The 22195-nt window shown below is 40.7% G+C and carries 12 protein-coding genes, 1 rRNA gene and 1 pseudogene; 13 read left to right on the forward strand and 1 reads right to left on the reverse strand.

Annotated features, from left to right (window positions below; genetic code table 11):
• Positions 1-115 precede the first annotated feature (115 nt).
• The 6 genes from H524_RS0109370 (at position 116) to H524_RS16670 (ending at position 7777) form a co-directional block, all read left to right on the forward strand.
• Positions 116-1066, forward strand: a complete 951-nt coding sequence (locus tag H524_RS0109370; RefSeq protein ID WP_027940038.1) for an SGNH hydrolase domain-containing protein — start codon at positions 116-118, stop codon at positions 1064-1066.
• An 8-nt stretch (positions 1067-1074) separates the two neighbouring features.
• Entirely contained in the window at positions 1075-2349 is a 1275-nt protein-coding gene (ispD, locus tag H524_RS17750) for a 2-C-methyl-D-erythritol 4-phosphate cytidylyltransferase (RefSeq protein WP_052339022.1), read from the forward strand.
• A gap of 170 nt (positions 2350-2519) precedes the next feature.
• Positions 2520-2993 carry a 2-C-methyl-D-erythritol 2,4-cyclodiphosphate synthase gene (gene ispF / locus H524_RS0109380; protein ID WP_027940040.1) on the forward strand — a complete coding sequence of 158 codons (474 nt, stop codon included), beginning with the start codon at positions 2520-2522 and terminating at the stop codon, positions 2991-2993.
• A 326-nt stretch (positions 2994-3319) separates the two neighbouring features.
• On the forward strand, positions 3320-3808 hold the full coding sequence (locus tag H524_RS0109385; protein ID WP_245580460.1) for a YqaA family protein: 489 nt from the start codon (positions 3320-3322) through the stop codon (positions 3806-3808).
• A gap of 226 nt (positions 3809-4034) precedes the next feature.
• Positions 4035-5495, forward strand: coding sequence for a peptidoglycan DD-metalloendopeptidase family protein (locus H524_RS15200; protein WP_169726143.1), 1461 nt, complete (start codon positions 4035-4037; stop codon positions 5493-5495).
• Positions 5496-5719: 224 nt separating this feature from the next.
• The gene (locus H524_RS16670) at positions 5720-7777 is read left to right on the forward strand and encodes an acyltransferase family protein (protein WP_052339024.1); all 2058 of its coding nucleotides are present in this window, start codon (positions 5720-5722) and stop codon (positions 7775-7777) included.
• A 135-nt stretch (positions 7778-7912) separates the two neighbouring features.
• Here H524_RS16670 and mutS read toward each other — a convergent pair whose 3' ends face one another.
• Positions 7913-10831, reverse strand: a complete 2919-nt coding sequence (gene mutS, locus H524_RS15210) for a DNA mismatch repair protein MutS (protein WP_052339025.1) — start codon at positions 10829-10831, stop codon at positions 7913-7915.
• 356 nt (positions 10832-11187) lie between these two features.
• Between mutS and H524_RS15215 the strand changes: the two genes are divergently transcribed.
• The 7 genes and pseudogenes from H524_RS15215 to H524_RS0109440 all read left to right on the forward strand — a co-directional run.
• Complete coding sequence (locus H524_RS15215; protein WP_044121944.1) at positions 11188-11712, forward strand: CinA family protein; 525 nt, start codon at positions 11188-11190, stop codon at positions 11710-11712.
• A 592-nt stretch (positions 11713-12304) separates the two neighbouring features.
• The gene (gene recA / locus H524_RS0109415; protein WP_044121950.1) at positions 12305-13384 is read left to right on the forward strand and encodes a recombinase RecA; all 1080 of its coding nucleotides are present in this window, start codon (positions 12305-12307) and stop codon (positions 13382-13384) included.
• A 341-nt stretch (positions 13385-13725) separates the two neighbouring features.
• Positions 13726-14244 (forward strand): regulatory protein RecX, encoded by a 519-nt coding sequence (locus tag H524_RS16675; protein WP_052339026.1) that lies wholly within the window; start codon positions 13726-13728, stop codon positions 14242-14244.
• A 1687-nt stretch (positions 14245-15931) separates the two neighbouring features.
• Positions 15932-16903, forward strand: coding sequence for a 23S rRNA pseudouridine(1911/1915/1917) synthase RluD (rluD, locus tag H524_RS0109425; protein ID WP_027940043.1), 972 nt, complete (start codon positions 15932-15934; stop codon positions 16901-16903).
• Between the two features lie 221 nt (positions 16904-17124).
• Positions 17125-17973, forward strand: a complete 849-nt coding sequence (gene pgeF, locus H524_RS0109430; protein ID WP_052339027.1) for a peptidoglycan editing factor PgeF — start codon at positions 17125-17127, stop codon at positions 17971-17973.
• A 595-nt stretch (positions 17974-18568) separates the two neighbouring features.
• A pseudogene (gene clpB, locus H524_RS15225) lies at positions 18569-21139 on the forward strand (ATP-dependent chaperone ClpB); the annotation flags it as partial.
• An 819-nt stretch (positions 21140-21958) separates the two neighbouring features.
• Positions 21959-22195 (forward strand): 16S ribosomal RNA (locus H524_RS0109440); the annotation flags it as partial.

Here is a 22195-nt window from a genome sequence, read left to right on the forward strand (position 1 = left end):
ATTAACAATTAAGTTAGCAATAGGTTACTTTTTAAAAAATTATCGGATTTACTGCTAAATTTATTAAATTGATCCAAAATTTAAAGAATTAGCGTATAAAGAACAATCCGGTGATATGTATGAGCTTTATGGAGGTGAACATATTTACGGAGGAGAAACTATATTAATAGGAGAAAGTGAACCAGAATTTATCCTTCATGGCGATAGTCACTCACGAGAGCTAGTTAAAAGTTTAGCGTCGCGAGGTATTAGTTTTATTTCTAATAATCAAGACGCTTGCTATTCAATTGGGTTGCACTCTAAATATAAACATGAGCCAAATAGTTATTTTGATGCTATAGACATCAAGTGCAATAGTGTTTACAAAAGAACACAACTATTGGCCCAAAAATATAAAGATATACCTTTGGTTGTTATTCAGAACTGGCCGTTTTATGGTAAATCTGAATCGCTTCTTTATGGGCAAAATGACAAATCTTTCCATTTTATTGATGATTTTAATAAACTTGTCGATCCTTCTTTACAAGAACAGTTTCTCTATAGTGATCTTTTTAAATTAGCTCAAGATTTTTCTGATAGAACTATCTATATCGTAGGTAAGAAGCAAGAAAACCCTTATCATGACTCAAATAATATGCCTAATCATGAGCTAATCAGCACATGGGCCATTGAGTATCTTTCTAACAATAAGCCTAAGTATGTGATAGCTCCGTATTTTCAGTATTCTATTAACAATATCCTGGAAAGCAGCATAGATAAAATTAATGACTTAAGGAATTCAGGAGAAGTCTTGGCTAAATTGATTTATGTTGAGCCTAGTGTTCACTGCCATAATAATGAGTGTGATTTGTTTTTAAGTAATGGCATGCTAGTTTACTCAGGTTTGCATCATTACTCATGGGCCGGAGCTGAGAAAGCTGTGTCCAATCTATTGAGTTATATGAAAATTGAAAAAGGTACTGAGCGCACTAATTTTAATAGCTTGCCTGATATAGATTTTAATGAAATACAAACAGTGCTAGAGTACTCTGAGGAAAGTGGATTTAAGTTTCCTGATAAGAAATAGAGAGTTGTATGTACGTTGAAGTTAAAAGCCCTAGTAGTGGCCGCCAGTATGTGTATCTTAAGCGTAGTGTGCGTGTTGGAAAAAAGATTAAGCACATTACCGTTGAACGTTTTGGTGAACTACAAAAGCTTGAACTAACGTACCCTGGCTTTGTAGATAAGCTTACCAAGATGTGCCAAGAGGGTAGTGACAAATTATTCTTGCGTAAGCTTATTTCATTCGAGCGTGGCATCGAGCAGGCCTTGCATGCAGAACATGATTTTGTCGCAAAGGATGCTTTGCCTAAGCAAAAGCAAAGTGCAGATCATGAAGGCGATAGCGCCGATGTGAATGATTCTTTAGTTAAATCTGCCGATAATCATGAGCAATCTGCACCAGTTTTGTTATTTTCTGAGGCTAGAAGCCGATTAACCATAGCTCAGCAGGAGTTAGTTTCATTTGCATTTAATACAGAGCATATTCCTGGGCAGCTTATTGAAAAAGGTGCTCTTCATAATGATTATGCAGATATTAGTGATTCTAGTGACAGTGCCATTACTGACCGTGAGAGTTTGATAAACGATGGTTTTATTGATGCTGTAGTCGTTGCTGCAGGTGTGGGTAAACGCATGGGCAGTGCAGTGCCTAAACAGTATTTAAAACTCGATGATAAGTGTATTTTAGAGCACACTGTTCTCAAGCTTTTAGTAAGCCCTTATGTGCGCAGAGTAATTGTGGTAATAAGTCCTGAAGATGAATACTTCAAGTTTACCTGCTTGGGCGATCTTAATAGGGTTGTGACTGTTCCTGGTGGTAAAGAACGCGTCGATAGTGTGTTATGCGGTCTAAAGACCGTTAAGACGCCGTGGGTTATGGTGCATGATGCAGCACGTCCTTTGGTGTCTTTGTTTGATATCGAAAAGCTTTTATATAGTGTCGCTGATGGTCTAAATAAAGGCTATCAGGGAGGCATTTTGGTATCTAAAGTAGCTGATACGCTAAAGGAAGCATCTAAAGCATCCTTAGATACAAATGAAATGCCTTATGTCCGTAAGACAGTTGATCGCTCTAAGATGTATCGCGCACAAACCCCGCAGTTTTTTAGAGTTAAAGATCTTATCAAGGCGATAAATGAAGCGCTTAAAACTCATCCTGAGTTTATTACTGATGAAGCTTCTGCTATGGAGCTTAAGGGGCATAAAGTCATGCTTGTAGAGGGCAGCCCGCTTAATTTCAAAGTTACAGAGCCTGCTGACCTTCTATTGGTAAAAGCATTAATGTCTTATTGTGCACCAAATTTCTAAGTACGCTCTGACGAGACAGGCCATCTCATCTTATGCTTATACTTTTGTTCTGAGTGTTTTCTCATTGTTTAAAGTACTTGCATGAGATTAGTAGACATTTAAAATATTGCAGCAGCGTTTTGTAGTTCGTTCGACACTAGCATACATAAGTAAAAAGATAGGGTGAATAGATGAGAATTGGTCACGGATTTGATGTGCATCGCTTTGGTGGAGATGGGCCATGTATTTTAGGAGGTGTGGCAGTTCCTTATGAGTTTGGACTCGTTGCTCACTCTGATGGAGATGTGGTATTGCATGCTTTGTGCGATGCTATCTTAGGAGCCCTTGCTATGGGCGATATTGGCCAGCTTTATCCAGATAATGATGATAGCTTTAAGGGTATTGATAGCAGAGTACTGTTAAGAGACGTTGCCTCACGCATGTTTGCAGCTGGCTACAAGATAGGCAATCTTGATATTACAGTTATGGCACAGGCCCCTAAACTAATGCCGCATGAGCCAGGAATGCGAGCTAATATCGCTAGTGATTTGCAATGCGACTTATCTCAGGTGAGCGTTAAAGCTACTACTACCGAAAAGCTTGGTTTTGTAGGTAGAAAAGAGGGCATTGCATGTGAAGCGGTAGTGCTTCTCATTCAAGCCTAATTCTTATTTAGTATGATGCAGAGCCGACAACGTAAGCAATGAACAATTATGCTTTACCTTACGTATGCAATCGCTCTTAGTTCTGACTTGCACAGTCTTTGTTAAGAGTATGCGCTTGCTATATGCTAATGCAGCTGATGTTGGCATATATCTTCATTTGTTTACCTTAATTACAGGGCAAGTTTGTGAAACTAAATCTTTTTTCGGGCCTTTACGAGTTCTGCATCAAATTAGCAAAGCACCCGAAAGCCCCATGGTTTTTAGCTATTAACTCATTTATTGAGTCTATTTTTTGGCCAATTCCGCCTGATGTAATGCTAGCTCCTATGTGTTTGGCGCGACCAAACAGAGCCTGGCATTATGCAACTGTCACTGTTGCAACTTCAGTAGCCGGTGCGGTGATTGGATACTATCTAGGTTATTTTATTTACGATCCTTATATTGCAGATCTCATCAAGTGGCTCAATTATGAGCAATCCATGGCCACCGTACGCAATTGGTTTATCATGGAGTACGGTATTCTGATGATTTTTGTTGGTGCATTCACTCCTGTACCATATAAGGTCATTGCAGTGACAACAGGTGTGGTTGCTGCAGAAAGCGTTGCGGCTACTGGATCTTCAGGTATGCTGACAATCATTAACTTTGTTTTAGTGTCCTTAGTTGGTCGTGGCATGCGCTTCTTCCTTGAAGCTGGCATCATCAAGTTTGGTGGTGAGCGTATGGAGAAGGCGATCAGTCGCTATATTGATATTATTGGCTGGGCATGCGTTGCTTTAGTCGTGGTTTACATCGCATATAAGATGATCGTGTAGTTAAGCTTTGAGCAGATGAGCTTAGTCATGGAATCTTATGTGAATCTCATGTAAAGTGTATGCATAGAACTTATAGTTATGGATGTCATTCCATAACTATTGGTCTTGCCAAAGGTATAGCCTTAATTGGATGAGATCTGGTGTGTTTTATACATGGGCTATTCTTATGGTGCTCATGGATAAAAATCTACAGTGTGCGTCTGTTTACAGTAGAGGTTGGTTTTTTGTGAAGTACACAGTTATGAATATGATGGTAATGTCTCTGTTAGTATCCTTAGTTACAGGATGTGAGACTTCAAATCAGAATTACAGCCACTCAGGCCGTGTTGTTGATATCACCAAGACCTCATCAGGACAAACTACCGTCAATCGTGGAACCGGCCCAGTTACCACTATGGGCAATAATGGTATTTATGAAGGCGGTGTTACAAATTCGGCTCCTGCTCCTGTTGTGACTGACAGTGCAGTTGTAGAGACTCCTGTATACGAAACAACTACTGTTTACAATCCGACACCGGCACCAACGCCAGCCCCAATTCCTGCTCCTGCTCCGCAGGTTAATAACGGTGGCGCTACCTTAATTGGTGGTGTACCAGATGAACCTGTGTACTCTAGCTCTACTACAGTGTCTAGCCAAACAGTAGCTCAAGAGCCTCAGCCAAAGCCTAGTGAAGCCTCTGGCAATTGGTTATTGGTTGATAGTGAAGCAGCCAATAAAGATGTTGCTGCTACTCCAGCTACTCAAAGTGCAATTAGCGGTGGTTTAAATAGCCCAGATCGTTACACTGTAGTTAAGGGTGACACTCTTTACTCAATTGCATTCCGTTATGGTCTCGATTACCACTCTTTAGCCAAGATTAACAATATTACTCCACCATACAACTTAGCTTTAGGCCAAGTGCTGGTGCTTAACTTAAAGGCTCAAGAGGCACCTAGCTACATCGTGCAAAGAGGCGACACTTTGTACTCCATCGCACGTAAGAATAATCAGTCTGTGTCTTTCTTAGCAGGCGTTAACAATTTAGAGCCTCCATATAATCTTAAGTTAGGCCAGAAGATTCTTCTGTCACGTGCTGATGCAGGCGGTGCTGTTGCTCCTAATAAGGTTGGCACTTCAGTGCCAGTAGCTGGTCAGCCTCAAAGCACTACTGCTCAGGCTGGTACCTCAATTACCACCACCACGACAACCACTACCACAACAACTCAAAAGGGCAATAGCAAGCCTGCAACTACTGTAACCACTACTCAAACTCAAACTCAAAAGGTTCCAGTAAATGCACAGACTCCAATTGTTAACTCCAAGACTAGAAAAGTTGCAGGTGTAACCTGGTCATGGCCAACAACTGGTAAAGTCATTGAGCAGTTCTCAACTGCAGAAACTGGCAATAAGGGTATTGATATCGCTGGCAACCGTGGTCAAGCAATTCTCTCAGCTGCCGACGGTCAGGTTGTTTACTCTGGCAACGCTCTGCGTGGCTTTGGTAATCTCATCATTATCAACCACAATAATGAGTACCTCTCAGCATACGCGCACAATGACGTAATGCTGGTTAAGGAAGGTCAAAAGGTAAAGCGTGGTCAGCACATTGCTCGTATGGGTAACACTGATGCAGCATCAACTCGTCTGCACTTTGAAATCCGCTACCGTGGTCAGTCAGTAAACCCAGTTAGCTATCTTCCTAAATAAGCAAGATCTATATTGCATATAATAATTTATTTACTATCTTAAGGATAGGACGGGGTTAACCAATCAGGCAGATTATATAATCTGCCTTATTTTTTTTATTTGTACTAAAACTGATAAATAATCAAAATTTGAACATATTATGATTAAAAATCAAATTTATTGTATCTTTACAGTATCTCTGATGATTTAAATTTTGTCAGTAGTGTTTTAAGAGTCATAAGCTAATGAGTACCAATTTAAGATCTGATATTACTGGGCTTAGAGCTATTGCCGTACTTGCAGTAACAATTTTTCATATAGGGCATATATTTGATGACTCAATTATTGCTCTTCCTGGAGGCTTCTTAGGTGTAGATATCTTCTTTGTTATCTCAGGATTTTTGATGACAAAGATTATTTTTGAAGGGCTAGAAAACAATAGTTTTTCGCTGTGGGACTTTTATAAGAAGCGTGCAAAACGAATTTGCCCTGCACTTTTTGTTGTAGTTTTAATAACCACAATAATAGGATATTTTACTTTTAATGCTGAGGCATATCATAGATTAACAAGGGAAGCCGAAGTTTCTCTTGGATTTATATCTAATTTTAGATTCGCTAAAGAAACTGGATACTTTGACAGCGGTGATTTGAGTCACTTGTTTTTACATACTTGGTCGCTGTCTGTTGAGTGGCAATTCTATATCTTTTATCCAATACTGCTTCTTTTAATAAAAAAATTTTCAACATCAAATAAGGCTCCATATATATATATATGTTCTGCACTGGTAATTTTAAGCTTAATATTAGGCATAGCTTGGACAGAGTTTGACTCATTAAAATCATATTATATGCTGCCATCACGAGCTTCAGAGCTTTTAGTCGGATCTCTTGCTTATTTCTGTCCTCTTAGTGCTATTTTTAAATCGCTTTTTAAGCAAAAGGCTCTAAGTATATATTCACCATTTTGCTCTAAATATTTAGAAGCTTTAGGATTATTGATTCTTTGTATATCATTTGCAGTAGTTGATGATAAGAATGGGTGGCCTACTGCATGGATGCTTCTTCCTATGCTTGGAACTTGGCTTTGCATAGCATCAAATAATCAAAATTCTCTCTTAAGAAATGTAGTATTTCAAAAGATTGGCCTGTGGTCATATGCTTTATATTTAGTCCACTGGCCAGTTCTTGTTTTGGCTTATATTTTTGGTTTTCATGATAATTTAATTGCATTAACTGTAATAATATTTCTTTTGTCTGTTGCTTTGCATTATACAGTTGAAAAACGCAGAAATTATGGATATGGTTTTCTAATTTTATATTTGTGCTGTGTTTTTATTGTTTATCTGTCCGATATATATAGACCATCGTATAAAGTAAAATCTGAAATCATAGAAACTTACGAAAAAATAGGTGGGGACGGCTTTAAAATTGATTTGGCATTGCTAGTAAATAGTAGAAAGCCTATGTTCCTTATTCAAGGAGATAGTTTTGCGCATGAGACAGTGTCCGCATTAGCTGCTAGAAACATTCCTTTTATTGTAAATGCAAATTCTGGCTGTTTTTCAATTGCAGGGTATTATTCAGATCATTGGGAAAAAAAGAATTGCAATTTACTATATAAAATGACTAAATCATTATCTGATTATTATCCAAAGGCTCCAATTGTTTTTATACAGAACTGGAGCTTATATCAGACAGTAAATAAATATCCAGGTGCAAAGATAAAAGATAAGCTTATATCAACTGAAGATGAGTCTATTACTGTGGATATCAGTAACTATAAGGAACTACTATTCAACTCTATACTAAAAGTTGCATATGATTTTAAAGGCAGAAAGGTCTTCATTTTAGGTGATAAACAGTCGATGAGCTCTGAATTGGCTTTATTCATTAAGACTTGTAATTCAGAAGTTATTGATATATTGCCAAAACTATATTTATCGCAAACTGAATACATACATAAACATATTAATGAAGTATTAAAGGATGCAGTCAATCACGTTTCTGCATTAAGAAAGACAGACAATAGTTTGGCAGAAATTGTTTATATAGAGCCTTATAATTATTGCTCAGAAGGTAAATGTGATTTATTCATTAATGGTTTGTCAATTTATTCTGATGAAATTCATTATTCTTGGGCTGGTTCAGAAAAGCCGGTAACTCATATGCTCGAGAAAATGGGTATGGATCCTGGTAACGAAATTACCGATTTTTCAAAACTACCAGAGATTGATTTTAGTAAGGTTCAAACTGTCTTGGAGTATTCGGAAGAGTCGGGGTTTAAATTCCCAGAAGAGAAATAAAGATCCGTGTATTTGGTGGCAACACTTGCTAATCGGTATATGGTGAGCTTAGGGTTTAGCAAGTGTTGTACATGTAAAATACAAAGGCACAGGACGATGTCCTGTGCCGTGTATAGTGACGGGATTAATTAGGTCTTAGTTTTTAGCGGTGAGGGTTTCTTTGAGAGAGCTCAAAGTGTTTAGGGCCTGAAGTGGGGTTAGGCTGTTAAGGTCAATGTCTTTGATGGACTGCATGAGGCTTTGGGCTTTGGACAGTTCTTCTTGAAGTGCTGCAGCTTGGGCTTGGGCTTCGATGAGTTTGGCCTCTAAGGTTGCCTGTTTCTGTTTTGCATCAGCTATTTGAGATGCAGGAGCATTCTCTGTTGAAGCATTGTTGTCTGATGCGTTGTCTAAATTTCCTAAATCGTTAGTGGCTAACAGTGGTGGAGTAAAGATGTTGGCGTTATCGAGCTCCTTGGTTCTGGCGATGTAGAAGCCAATTGCCTTTTTTGTGATCTTTACTGGAACGCCTGCAAGCTGTGCTACCTCAATGCCGAATGATCTTGATTGTCTACCCTTTTCTGCTTGATAGAGGAAGACAATCTTGCCATTGAATTCTTTGGCGTTGAAACAAAGATTAAAGGCGTTAGGGTAGAGCTCTACTAAAGTAGTGACCTCAGCATAGTGAGTGGCAAACATAGTCTTAGGATGAATGTCTTTAGCCAGATATTGCACTATTGCTTCGGCAATAGCAGAGCCTTCTGCGCCAGATGTGCCTCTTCCGACCTCATCCATAATCACCAAGGATAGATCGGTGGCGTTGTTGAGAATGGTAGCAGTCTCTTCCATTTCCACCATAAAGGTAGAACGGCCAGATGACAGATCATCAGATGCTCCAATACGAGTGAAGATACGGTCAATATCACCAATTATTGCTGACTTGGCCGGCACAAATGAGCCAATACGCGCCATGATGGCAATCAAGGCTACTTGGCGCATGAAGGTCGATTTGCCGCCCATATTAGGTCCAGAGATCACTGCTAAGTTACGCTTAGGAGAGAGTTCTAAACTATTGGCAATAAATGGAGTATCACTGATCGCTTCAACTACAGCGTGACGACCTTGCTCAATCTTAATGATGTTGTCGCTGCTAAGTTCAGGACGAACATAATGATGCTCAAGTGCACACTTAGCTAAAGACAGGGCAGTATCAATAACAGCTACATTATGAGCAAAGGCACTTAAATCTGGCAGGTGCTTAATGAGTTCCTCAACGATTTGATCGTAGAGTTCTTTTTCAAGCAACAATGCTCTTGTTTTAGCTGAAAGAGTTTTATCTTCGAGCTCTTTAAGTTCAGGAGTGATGTAGCGCTCAGAGTTTTTAAGAGTCTGTCGTCTGATATAGTCAGCTGGTACCTTATCTGAGTTGGCTTTAGATACCTCGATATAGAACCCATGAACGTTATTAAATCTAACTTTTAAGGAGCTTATTTCGGTACGTTCTTTCTCGCGCTCCTCGATCTTCATAAGAATACGTTCTGATCCTGACTGCAGTTCTCTAAGTTCATCGAGCTCAGGGCTATACTCAGAGGCAATCACACCGCCATCACGCACTAATAAGGCAGGCATTTCGGCAATAGCCTTTTTAAGCAGCTCATAAACCTCATCTAGTTTTGGCAGCATTTCTGCCTTATTGATTAGGATGTCACGATATTTATTGCTCTTTGCATCTGATTGTTGTGTGTCTTTTGCTGAGCAAGTGTCCGGTGCAACCTCTTCTGAGGTAGTTACATCGTCCGATGCTGATACGGTGTCAGCACATGCTGGTGATGCTGCAGGTGCAGGTGCAGGTGATGGTGCTGTGGCATTGGTATTGTCAGTGTTCCCGTATTCACTAGATTGTGCGCCTGCATCGCTAGTCTGCTGTACGCAGGTACGTAGCAGTTCTTTTAGTTCTGGAAGCAAAGAGAGGGAGTCTCGTAAGGTAGACAGATCGCGAGGTTTTGCTGAGCGTAATCCAATTCTAGCTACGATACGCTCTAGATCACCAATAGAGGAGAGTAACTCGCTGAGGTCAAAGCGTTTGTTAGCATGCGCTAAGGCCTCGACTAAATCTAGACGGCCTTCAATTTCAGTATTATTGCGCAGTGGGTTTAACAGCATGTTTCTAAGCAGACGTGAACCCATGGCAGTTGAAGTTTTATCTAAAACTCCAAGCAGGGAGCCACGCAGCTCACCTGATAGGCTTTCGGTAAGCTCAAGGTTTTTACGTGCAGCTCTATCAATTATTACAAGAGAGTTGCTCTCTTCTAATGAGATGGCTCTAACATGTTCAAGATTAGTGTTTTGCGTGCTTTTAACGTAGTTAATCAAAGCCGCAGCTGCACAGATACCGGTATGTAATTTATCAACACCAAAGCCATTAAGACTCATGGTGTTAAATTGCTTGCACAAGGCTGTCACTGCATTGTCGTAATCAAAGTCCCATAGTGGTAGGGCCTTTCGACAAAGAATATTTTGAATATCTTTGTAGTAAGTGAAACGCTCTGGGTATAACAACTCAGCAGGAGAGAGTTTTGAGAGCATTACACTTAAATCTGCAAGAGATTGATATTCACTAGCGACAAATCTGCCAGAGCTAATGTTTAAATGTGATAGACCAAAGACACCCTTTTGCTCAAATATGCAGGCAATGATGTTCTCTTCACGCTCAGGTACCATACCTTCATCGGTGACAGTACCAGGAGTGATAATACGACTTACCTTACGCTCCATCATGCCCTTGGTAGTGGCTCTGTCACCGACCTGCTCACAGATGACGACAGATCTACCAAGCTTTATGAGTCTTGCGATGTAACCATCGGCAGCATGGAATGGAACACCTGCCATGGGCACATTATTACGACGTGTTAAAGTCAGATCTAATAAGTCAGAGATGACTTTAGCGTCGTCATGAAAGAGCTCATAAAAGTCTCCAAGCCGATAAAACACTAAAGTGTCTGGGTACTGTTGCTTGATCTCGAAGTACTGACGCATCATAGGCGTCAAAGAGGCTACATTGCTAACATCAGACATGATTACCGCCTTAGAAACTAAAACAATCAAATCGCACTTATGCTTTTGTAATTAAGTGCGGAAATATTTGCTGTTTATCTCAAGTAAGCTAGTTACTGGCTATGCAGTTGTTCACTTACTAGATCAAACTAGCAATAGACGGGGTGTATTTTGTCACAGATTCTTTAATATGCACGGAAAGTGGGATAATTATCTTAAACGCTAAGATAAATGCGCTTTTTATACTGTTTTGTTGCAACAAGATCTAATTGATGTCTGTAAGTTATAAGATGGTAGTTGACGATGATCGCTGTATCACGAGCAAAAGAGCGTTAAGAGCTATCTTGTACACAAGTTTCACGAACAAGAGGTTAGGGATGGATAATACTATTAAGCTTGCAGAGCAGTTTGCTCAAGACTACGCTTTACATAAGCATGTATTTGCAACTGCAGAGTCTTGTACTGGTGGACTTATTAGTGCCTCTATAACAGCAGTATCAGGCTCGTCAGCTTGGTTTGATCGCTCTTTCATTACCTACACTAATAAGGCAAAGATGGAGATGCTTGGTGTCAGTGAAGAGGCATTAGGCTCTTATGGGGCCGTGAGTGGGATCGTGGCATGTATGATGGTCAAGGGTGCACTTAAGGGATCTGATGCTGATATTGCAGTAGCTGTAACAGGTATTGCAGGCCCAACAGGCGGATCTCAAGAAAAGCCTGTTGGTACTGTTTATATAGCTTTTAAACGTCGCTGTGATGAACACTGCTTTGTAAAACGACATCTATTTAACGGCGATCGTGAACAAGTTCGCCAAAGCACCGTTTGTGAGGCATTAAATGGCTTACTTACTTTAAGTGCCTCTAAATCGCTGCAAGAGGCTGGATATAGCATAGTAAGCTAGTTAAATTTATCAGCTATCATTTCACATATAGATATATAAGAGTAGATGTATGCTGATGTTGCAGTTCGTGCTGCTGACTTAGCACAGGGCAAAATTTATCTTTAAGATCGCAGCAGTGCGTATGAGTGCTTAGTAGTGCTTTATAATCTGTGCTGCTAAGGTAGTTACTTTAACGATGATTTTGTTGTCATCATATAACTAGCATATAAATTTAAACATGCTAGGATATAAAGTATACTTTATATACATTTAATAGTGCGGGCGATGAAAGCGTCCTGTTCATAAGACTAGCTATATTCCCATGCAATGGCCTATAGATCAATTTTATATATAGCTACATTTGCTAAGAATAAAATGCTTATATATGAACAAGTACACTTAAAAAATATACTCGCAATTTAAAATATCTGTTTACAATCACTTAGTCACTGAGTATACTTACTGACAGTATATGTGAAACCCGAATTGAGGAAGATGTCTTATGGCAGTCGCAACTAAGACCAAAGCTAAGGAATCAGGTGCTACTTCAAGCAGCAAATTAGCTTCTAACTTAACCGCAGATCCTAAAAAGCTTAAGGCGATTGAGGCTGCAATGGAGCACATTGAGCGTCAGTTCGGCAAGGGCGCCATTATGCGTTTTGGCCAGGGCGAGCTTGAGGAGATCCAGGCAGTATCAACTGGTTCTTTAACTCTTGATCTGGCATTAGGCGTTGGCGGTTTGCCAATGGGCCGTATTATTGAAATCTTTGGCCCAGAATCTTCAGGTAAGACCACCTTAACCTTAGAGACCATTGCCTGCGCTCAAAAGCAGGGCTTAGTCTGTGCTTTCATCGACGCAGAGCATGCTCTTGACCCAATTTATGCTCGTAAGATTGGCGTTAAGATCGATGACGTGCTGATTTCTCAGCCAGATACTGGCGAGCAGGCTTTAGATATTTGTGAGACCTTAGTTCGTTCTGGTGGTATTGACCTTATCGTTGTTGACTCTGTTGCTGCTTTAGTACCAAAGGCAGAAATTGAAGGTGATATGGGTGACAACCACGTTGGTCTGCAGGCTCGTTTAATGTCTCAGGCTTTACGTAAGCTCACTGGTATTGTTAAGCAGTCTAACTGTATGGTTATCTTCATCAATCAGCTACGTATGAAGATTGGTGTGATGTTTGGTAACCCTGAAACCACTACTGGTGGTAATGCTCTTAAGTATTACGCTTCTGTACGTTTAGACATCCGTAAGTCCACTCCAATTAAGGAGAAAGAGACTGTTATTGGTAATGAGACCAAGGTTAAGGTTGTTAAGAATAAGGTTGCTCCTCCATTCAAGACCGCAATGTTCCAGATTCTCTTTGGCTACGGTATTTCCAAGAATGGCGAGTTATTAGATCTTGGCGTGCAGTGCAAATTTGTTGAGAAGACCGGTGCTTGGTTTGCATACAATGGCAATAAGATTGGCCAGGGTAAGGCAAATGCTATCCGCTACTTAGATGAGCACCCAGAAGTTGCTGATGAGCTCGAGGCCAAGATTCGTAAGCACTTCAAGGAGAACTCAGACTACGAAGATGATCTGCAGATCGGTACTGAGTCAGAGCCATCTCCAGATGCAGATATGGATGATTTACCACCTCTTGATCTTGAGGATGAAGAGCTCATTAACGAGATTCCTGAAGATCTCTAATTTTAAAGAATGTGCCTATTTCTAGCAGCTTGAGATCTTGGTTAAGCATAGTCATGCTAAACCTCGGATTACTTGTACAAAGTAGTCTTTCTCAAGCCTTGCACGAGCTCTTTTAAAACAGCATAAAGCGCTATTTTAAAAAGCTTTTAAGGCACTTATTCTTCTCAACGGCAGTCATAGCCTTAGCTGCAGCATTTTGCTGATGCTTTGGGTATGGCTGCCGTTGCTGTATTTATCTTATGTATTATGATAACAACAGCTGCACAGGGTATAGAGCGCTTATATGCGTGAAGTTCGAGCAGCTTTCTTTTTTAGTTTTACCCTAAGGAAGATCATTTACTATGTGGCAGAAAAGATCATATGGCGCTAAAAAAGGAGCATCTGCTAAGGAAAAAGCGCCTGATGCTAGTGCAGCTAATGCCCTCAATTACATGGTAGGTTTACTTGCTAAGAGAGAACACTCACAAAGTGAGTTAGAGCAAAAAGCCTTACGCCATTACACGCAAGAGGCTGTAGATGAGGCTTTAACAAAATGCGTGGAAAATGGCTATCAGAGTGATGAGCGCTATGCAGAGATGCTCGTTCGCCATATGCAATTTGCTTTATATGGACCTAATAAGCTGCGCTATGAGGCTATGAGAAAAGGGGCTGATCTTTCATTAGTCTCAGATCAAATAGCCGAGGTTGATTGGGATGATCTTGCTTATGAAGCACTAGTAAAGAAGTATTCAATGATCGAACTAGATTATGCTCAGCGTAATAAGGCGCTTGCCTACCTAACTCGTCGAGGTTTTTCTCCTGCATCGTCAATTAAAGCTCTTGAGCGTATGAAACGTGAGCTTTCTGAAGATGAGTACTAGATTCATAGCATTAGTTTGATCTCAGACATACGTGCTAAGAAATATGTAGTCACTGTGACCTTTCTCATCATGACATGAGTAGCGTTTGTTAGCTCACATTGCAATTATGCAGCAGCCTAATCGTCAAGTGCCTTGTAAGATCTTATAGATAGTAGTGCTGTAATCTATCCTTATTATGGCTATTGGTGGGGGAAGATCTTAAGGCATAGATCTTAAGGTATAGCCAGCTATCTTGATGAAATGAGTCGCGAAAGTGGCGATCGGTGATCTTTCTGTTTTTGTTATTGACGATATGTAAGATTGTTTAGTTGTAGCTGAGGCAATGTTCTGCCTTGGCAAACTCTGAGGATGGCGTTTTTAGGCCATTGTTAAGTTTTTTAAGATCTTAAAAAAAATGGCTGAGATCTTAAGTAAGGTTTTTTGAGAAGTTAAGATTGTGGCGATTGTGGCTAGTAAAGGGGCGGTGAATATTGAAAGTCGAGATCTTAAGTAAGGTTTCTTGAGATCTTAAGATTGTTGCGATCGTGGCTAATAAAGTGGCGGTGAATAGTGAAAGTTGAGATCGCGGGGAGTGCCAAAGATCATAGGATTGTATGGTGTTTTTGGGGCGTAAATAAGGGCTTTGTGCGTAAAGATCAGTGTGAGCATGGAGATCTTTTCTTTGTTGTGTAGGGTATAATTTGATCGCTTGTTGAGATCTTGGTTAAAAGTCGGCCTGACTTTTGTATATAAGATCGCAAGATCTGCGATCTTAAGATCTTAGATAGGCTATATGACTTATAAAAGTGATTGATCTTGCCGCATGAGAGCGTGATCTTTTTTAAAGATCGTAAAGATCGCCAAAGATCGGTAAGTCATTCATGATTAGCATATATCTGCCGTAAACTACGGAATTTGCCGCAAACAAGATAATTCTAGTAGTTGACTTCATACATTGAGAGATACAAGTATAGATTTCAATTAAGTAGATAGAGTAACAAGTTAGCAGTGGTATAAAGCTCTGACCTTGTTACATTAACCAGTTCAAACAAGCAAAGCCAAAGCCCTTGTCCTGGAGGTAAACTCGAAAGGACAGGGGCTTTTTTGTTAATATGTGCACAAGTTTGTAAAAGCTTGAGCTTTTCAAGTTCAAGAAACCTATATGAACAATCAAGGCTTTGGTTAGTGTCTGACCTTATCTTGATTTGACAAAGTATGTGCATAAAGCGCATTCGATTTGAGTATGAGACACATGAGATGCAGCTAGATCTAAAGTGATCTAAATGCATGGCATCAAATATCTAATACATAACATCTACGCTATATCTTAACGATCATTAAGATCTTACGAGTAAGTTAAGCACGCATTGCGGTGCAACGATTTGCATAGATCTGCTTATTTAACATAAGTACATGATGGTGTTGCTAAGAATCGTTAATTAAGCAAGCTTAATTGTTCTATCTAGGTAGCACCTGGGTGGTAGCTTTGCTTAACTAAAAGAACATCGCTCTTTTAGCTTAAGCAAGGATTTAGTGCGTGTTCATTTGCTTTGGTGCTAACAAGAGGCTTATTCATGCCTATTTAAGTTTAAGGCTCAAGCATAGATGTTGACCCTGCAGATAAGATCTCAGGGAACTAAGCTATAAATGAATTTTTATAGTTTAAGATTTAATTATTGCCTCTCTTGAGGCGTTAGCTGGTGAGAAGATGAGCGAAGAGATTAAGCTGCAAGTTACTGACGAGTTCCATGGTGTTCGATTAGACGCTGTTTTAGGCGGCATGATTGAAAACCATTCACGTAGCGCCTTACGTACTCTTATTGATGAGGGACGAGTGAGCGTTGATGGTAAGGTTGAGACTAAGCCAAGTATTAAGCTCTCTGCCGGCCAAGAGATCACTGTTCTAATGAAAGAGCCAGAAAGTCTCGATGCTCTACCAGAGGATCTGCCACTGAACATTGTTTATCAGGACGATGATTTGATTGTTATCAACAAGCCAATCAATTTCGTGGTTCATCCAGGTGCTGGCATTAAGAATGGTACCGTCATGAATGCCATGCTCTATCATTTCCCTCAAACAGCTACACTGCCACGAGCAGGTATTGTGCATCGTCTTGATAAAGACACTTCTGGTCTCATGGTTATTGCGTTAACTCAAGTAGCACAACATCATCTTTCTAAGGCTATTGCTAAGCACTTAGTAGTTAGAGAGTACGAGGCTATTGTTGAAGGCGAGTTAACTGCAGGTGGCACCGTCGATGCTCCAATTGGCCGTGATATGAATATGCGTACACGCATGGCAGTTATGCCAGAAGGCATGGGCCGTGAGGCAGTAACCCACTATCGTGTTATGGAGCGCTTCCGTGCCCATACAAGATTAAAGTTACGTCTTGAGACTGGCCGTACTCATCAGATCCGTGTCCATATGGCATCCTTACACCATCCTTTACTTGGTGATACTCAATATGGTGGTCGTCGTATTAAGCATATTGCCGGCGCTTCTTTAGAGCTCGATGAGGCATTAAACAATTACCGTCATCAGGCATTGCACGCAAGCCACATTGAGTTTGAGCATCCCGTCACCAAAGAGATCATTGGCTTTGATGCCCCTCTTCCTCAGGAGATGACCCATTTGTTAGATCTGCTCCGTGAGGACTATGAGGCCAACGGCATCATTTAAGGTGTATAAGTTGCGCTTATTTTGCATTAGCTCAATTGAATAGACGTAGATAAGACTTAATCAAATGATCACAACTAGAGTTAGGTCAACAGCTCTAGTTGCTTAAATGTGTAGTATGCGCATTCAAGATAATTATGTTCATACTAATGAGTATCATCGAAAAGACACTTTTGTTTCAGGTGAGTTAAGCATGTCACGGTTAAGAAAATCAGGAGATCATCATGTCAGAGCTGAATATAAATGCTAATAGCAGTCGCTATGATCTCAAGGCATTAACAGATAAAGTTAAAAGCTGCCTTGTGAAAGAGCGTTACATGGTGATCGACTGCTTTAACAATGATGTAACCGCTTTTTATACCACTAGGCTTGGAGGCAATAGTGTTGCTCCATATGATAGTTTTAACCTAGCGCATCATGTGGGTGATGATAACGAGCAGGTGATGCAAAATAGAGCACTAGTTAAAGCTGATTTTGGGTTTGAACGCCTGTGCTTTATGGAGCAGACTCATTCATCAGATGTGACCATTGTTGATGAGTCTAATTTAGATACTCCGATCTTCAACTGTGACGGCCTAGTTACCAAGCTTAAAAAGACGGCTTTGGCCGTAATGACAGCAGATTGCTTGCCGCTTTTGTTATGCGATGAGCGCAATGATGTAGTTGCAGCAATTCATTGTGGCTGGAAGGGCATAGAGCGCAATATTATTGGTAATGCCATTGATGTTATGGAGTCGCTAGGCGCTGAGCTAAGCACCATTGTTCCTTATTTAGGACCAGCTATTGGTCCATCCTCCTTTGAAGTAGGTCCTGAGGTTAAAGCGATCTTTGAGGCCAAGAATCCTGCACATTCACAAGCTTTTGTTCTCCGTGACGGAGTAAAGACTGAGCTTGGCGGGCCAAAGTACTTATGTGATATCTACAAGTTAGCCATTATCGAGCTTGAAAGCCATGGCGTAACTTCAAGACCTTTTGGTGGCCACTGCGACACTTATATGCAAAGTAAAGTGTTCTACTCTTATCGTAAAGAGAAAGTTACGGGTCGCATGGCATCCATTATCTGTCTAAATTAGTCGCTGAGTATCAGATCATTTTCGACCTGCATTACATCCTCTTGCCAAGCCTTGTAGCGAGGTGGCTTTTTTGATAGTTAAGGTTGAATGCTAAAGCTTCAGAGTAATCTAAAAATAAAGGCACCATCCATCTATCAAAAGGCGCTAGCTGTTCGCTCTTTATTCAGTTGCAAGCATAATTAACTTATTGCCAGAGCCATCAATTAGGCTGTGTTAAAAGCTTACATGAAACTCATCTGCCATAGGCAAGGTATGGGTGGGGTGGCAAAAAACTGTAGGTGTGTTTTTATATCTTCTGAGATTAGCCGTCTTAAAAAGCCATATGTATGCTAAGGATAGCTATATATGGTTTGGCAAATATTTTTTTACGCTTTAGCCCTTTAAAAATGGTTACTCAATCCCCACATATTTAAGTGTAGGAAAGAGCAATATTAATAGCAGTGACAATCTCTGCTGCGTTTAACATTGAACAAAGTGCTAAAGACTGAAACTTGCTGTTTATATAAGCAAGTTTAGTTCGCACAGGATCAATTTAGTGGAAACGGTGGGTATGTTGTTCTTGTCCTGATGATTTACTAACATTCGGAGGAACGATATGCGTTTGGAGCGTTTTACTGTAAAGTTTCAAGAAGCTTTATCTGACGCACAATCGTTAGCAGTTGGTCACGACAATCAGTTTATTGAGCCAGTACATATCATGTCTGCTCTGGTTAACCAGGAAGACGGCTCGATTCGTCCACTGCTGACATTAGCTGGCTCCGATCCACAGGCTGTAAAGATCCTGTTAGATCAGGCAATCAATAATCTTCCTCGTGTACAGGGTGTAGGCGGCGATTTACAGCTGTCCCCTCAAACAGGCAAGATGCTCAATCTGTGCGACAAGCTAGCACAGAAGAATAAAGATTCTTTCATCTCTTCAGAAATATTCGTCATTGCAGCAATGGAAACCGAGAATGACTTAAAGCGCATTCTCGAAAAGTGCAATTTAAACAAAGAGAAGCTGCAAAGTGCATTTGAGACAGTACGTGCTGGAAGCAACATCGACGATGAGAATGCTGAAACCACACGTGGTGCATTAGAGAAGTACACTATTGATTTAACTGCACGTGCAGAGCAGGGCAAATTAGATCCAGTAATTGGTCGTGACGATGAAATTCGTCGTACCTTACAAGTTCTGCAGCGTCGTACTAAAAACAATCCTGTGCTCATTGGTGAACCTGGCGTAGGTAAGACCGCAATTGTCGAAGGACTGGCACAACGTATTGTTAAAGGAGAAGTTCCAGAGGGACTGCGTAACAAGCGTGTGCTCTCTTTAGATCTTGGCGCACTGATCGCTGGTGCTAAGTACCGTGGTGAGTTTGAAGAGCGTTTAAAGGGTGTACTCAACGATTTAGCTAAGCAAGGCGGTAAGGTAATTCTCTTTATCGATGAGCTTCATACTATGGTTGGTGCTGGTAAGAGTGATGGCGCTATGGATGCGGGCAATATGCTCAAACCTGCCCTTGCTCGTGGCGAGCTTCATTGTGTTGGTGCTACTACCTTAGATGAGTATCGAGAGTTTATTGAAAAAGACGCCGCTTTAGAGCGTCGTTTCCAAAAGGTATTGGTAGAAGAGCCTAGCGTTGAAAGCACCATTGCTATCTTGCGCGGTCTTAAAGAGCGTTATGAGTTGCATCACCATGTGCAAATTACCGATCCTGCTATCGTAGCGGCTGCAACTTTATCTCATCGTTATATTTCAGATCGTCAGCTGCCAGATAAGGCTATTGATCTTATTGATGAGGCTGCAGCAAGTATTCGTCTGCAGATTGACTCTAAGCCAGAGCCTTTAGATAAATTAGATCACAAGCTGATTCAGCTTAAGATGGAGCGACAGGCCGTTGCCAAAGAGACCGATGAAGCCTCTAAAAAGCGTCTTGCCGTAATCGATGCTGATATTAACAAGGCTGAGACTGAGTACCAGCGTTTAGATGGTATTTGGAAGAATGAGAAGCTCTTATTAGAGGGAACTCAGAAATTCAAGGAGCAATTGGATTTAGCTCGTCATGAGTTTGATGTGGCTCGTCGTAATGGTGATCTTGCTCGTATGAGTGAGCTGCAATACGGCACTATTCCACAGCTTGAGCAAAAGATCTCTAACAGCTCTAAGGCTGAGGGAGTAAAGACTGAGCTCCTCAAAAATAAGGTAACTGATAACGAAATCGCTGAGGTTGTATCACGCGCAACAGGTATTCCTGTGTCCAAGATGATGGAGGGTGAGAGAGCTAAGCTGTTGCGAATGGAGGAGAACCTTCATAAGAGTGTAATTGGACAGGAAGAGGCTGTTCGTGCTGTCGCTTCAGCTATTCGCCGTAGCCGTGCAGGACTGTCAGATCCTAACCGTCCAATTGGCTCATTCTTGTTCTTAGGTCCAACCGGTGTTGGTAAGACTGAGCTGTGTAAAGCAGTAGCTAAGTTCTTATTCGATGATGTCCATGCTATGGTGCGTCTTGACATGTCTGAGTATATGGAGAAGCACAATGTGGCACGTTTAATTGGTGCCCCTCCTGGATATGTTGGTTATGAGCAAGGTGGTCAGCTAACTGAGGCTGTTCGTCGTCGTCCTTATTCTGTGGTACTGCTCGATGAAATTGAAAAGGCTCACCCAGATGTGTTCAATACTTTATTACAAGTATTAGACGATGGACGATTAACTGATAGCCAAGGTAGAACTATCGACTTTAAGAACACTGTAATCATTATGACTTCCAACCTTGGCTCTTCAATGATTCAAGAGGAGAATGGTAAAAGTTCATATGAACAGATCAAGGAAAAGATCTTCTCTATCCTAGAGAAAAACTTTAAGCCTGAGTTCTTAAATCGTATTGATGAGACCTTAGTCTTCCATCCACTCTCTCACGAGAACATTCGTCAGATTGCTAAGATTCAGATGAATTCTCTTATCAAACGTTTGAAGGACGTAAACTTAGAGGTGGATTTTGCTGAGCATCTGTATGATTACGTTGCTGATGTTGGTTTTGACCCTGTATTTGGTGCTCGTCCACTGCGTCGCGCAATTCAAAGCCGTGTAGAAGATCCAATGTCTAAGATGATTCTTGCAGGACACATGCAGCCAGGTGTTAAGTACAGTATCGATATTAATGATGAGGGCAAATTAGTTTGCCAGTCAGTTCGCTACCGTACTGCTTCAGCTCAACAAAAAGCAACACCAGCCAGTCAAGCTGCTCCATTAAATGGTCAAGCTCAAGGTGATCAGCTACAAGGGGGTAAGACTTCATCACAAGGGTAAAAGCTTGTATATGAGGTAAAAGATCCAAGCTAGACTCGATAAGCTTGTAGCGGTGCCTTTAATGTAGATATCCGCGATACAACAATCTTAGGCTTGTATTAATTAAAAAGGGCTGTGCAGATTTATCTGCACAGCCCTTTTTCAATTCATGCAGAAAAGACATGAATGCATTTAGTCTTATTGTTCGTTTATTGAAGCAAGAAGCTTGTTATGCATAACTGATGGCTTATAGATCGTCACATTCAGTATTTAATCAAATGAAATCGTGTTCATTTTGTTATGAATGCATGAAAATAGGGTCTTATAACAATCAGTTTGCAGTGAGTTTTAGACACCAAGATCACGTCAATTTGATTAAAAATGGTATTAATGCAATCAAAAAGTGCTGAGTGAATCAAAAAGTTTGAAAAAATTTTAAGGTCACAAACCGCATGTATACTGGGTTTTGTTAAAAAGTTTTGAAGAATCTGTAAAAAAGATTAAAAAAGTTGTTGACGCGTGAGTTCAAATCATTAAAATACGTCCTCGCTGTAACGCACTAAGCGATGCAGCGAAACAAAAAAGCAAAGCCAAGCGCTTTGTAGTTCTTTAAAAATTTAGGTACAGACAATCTGTGTGAGTTCTTAGTTAAGGACTTTGAGTTTAGCCAACATACTTAGTAGCTTAGTTTAAAGCTACAACTTCAAACGAATCATTAAAGTGAAGAGTTTGATCATGGCTCAGATTGAACGCTGGCGGCAGGCCTAATACATGCAAGTCGAACGGTAACAGCAGAGAGCTTGCTCTTTGGCTGACGAGTGGCGGACGGGTGAGTAAGGCTTGGGAATCTGCCTGGTAGTGGGGGACAACAGTTGGAAACGACTGCTAATACCGCATACTCCCTTCGGGGGAAAGACTTCGGTTGCTATCAGATGAGCCCAAGTGGGATTAGCT

The sequence above is a fragment of the Anaerobiospirillum succiniciproducens DSM 6400 genome (assembly GCF_000482845.1).
Taxonomy (GTDB): domain Bacteria; phylum Pseudomonadota; class Gammaproteobacteria; order Enterobacterales; family Succinivibrionaceae; genus Anaerobiospirillum; species Anaerobiospirillum succiniciproducens.

What these genes read in the sequence shown, in the direction of transcription:
- H524_RS0109370 (WP_027940038.1), top strand. Translation starts at nt 116, where the DNA reads ATGTATGAGCTTTATGGAGGTGAACATATTTACGGAGGAGAAACTATA.
- ispD (WP_052339022.1), top strand. Translation starts at nt 1,075, where the DNA reads ATGTACGTTGAAGTTAAAAGCCCTAGTAGTGGCCGCCAGTATGTGTAT.
- ispF (WP_027940040.1), top strand. Translation starts at nt 2,520, where the DNA reads ATGAGAATTGGTCACGGATTTGATGTGCATCGCTTTGGTGGAGATGGG.
- H524_RS0109385 (WP_245580460.1), top strand. Translation starts at nt 3,320, where the DNA reads ATGTGTTTGGCGCGACCAAACAGAGCCTGGCATTATGCAACTGTCACT.
- H524_RS16670 (WP_052339024.1), top strand. Translation starts at nt 5,720, where the DNA reads ATGAGTACCAATTTAAGATCTGATATTACTGGGCTTAGAGCTATTGCC.
- mutS (WP_052339025.1), bottom strand. Translation starts at nt 10,831, where the DNA reads ATGTCTGATGTTAGCAATGTAGCCTCTTTGACGCCTATGATGCGTCAG.
- H524_RS15215 (WP_044121944.1), top strand. Translation starts at nt 11,188, where the DNA reads ATGGATAATACTATTAAGCTTGCAGAGCAGTTTGCTCAAGACTACGCT.
- recA (WP_044121950.1), top strand. Translation starts at nt 12,305, where the DNA reads ATGGAGCACATTGAGCGTCAGTTCGGCAAGGGCGCCATTATGCGTTTT.
- H524_RS16675 (WP_052339026.1), top strand. Translation starts at nt 13,726, where the DNA reads ATGTGGCAGAAAAGATCATATGGCGCTAAAAAAGGAGCATCTGCTAAG.
- rluD (WP_027940043.1), top strand. Translation starts at nt 15,932, where the DNA reads ATGAGCGAAGAGATTAAGCTGCAAGTTACTGACGAGTTCCATGGTGTT.
- pgeF (WP_052339027.1), top strand. Translation starts at nt 17,125, where the DNA reads ATGTCAGAGCTGAATATAAATGCTAATAGCAGTCGCTATGATCTCAAG.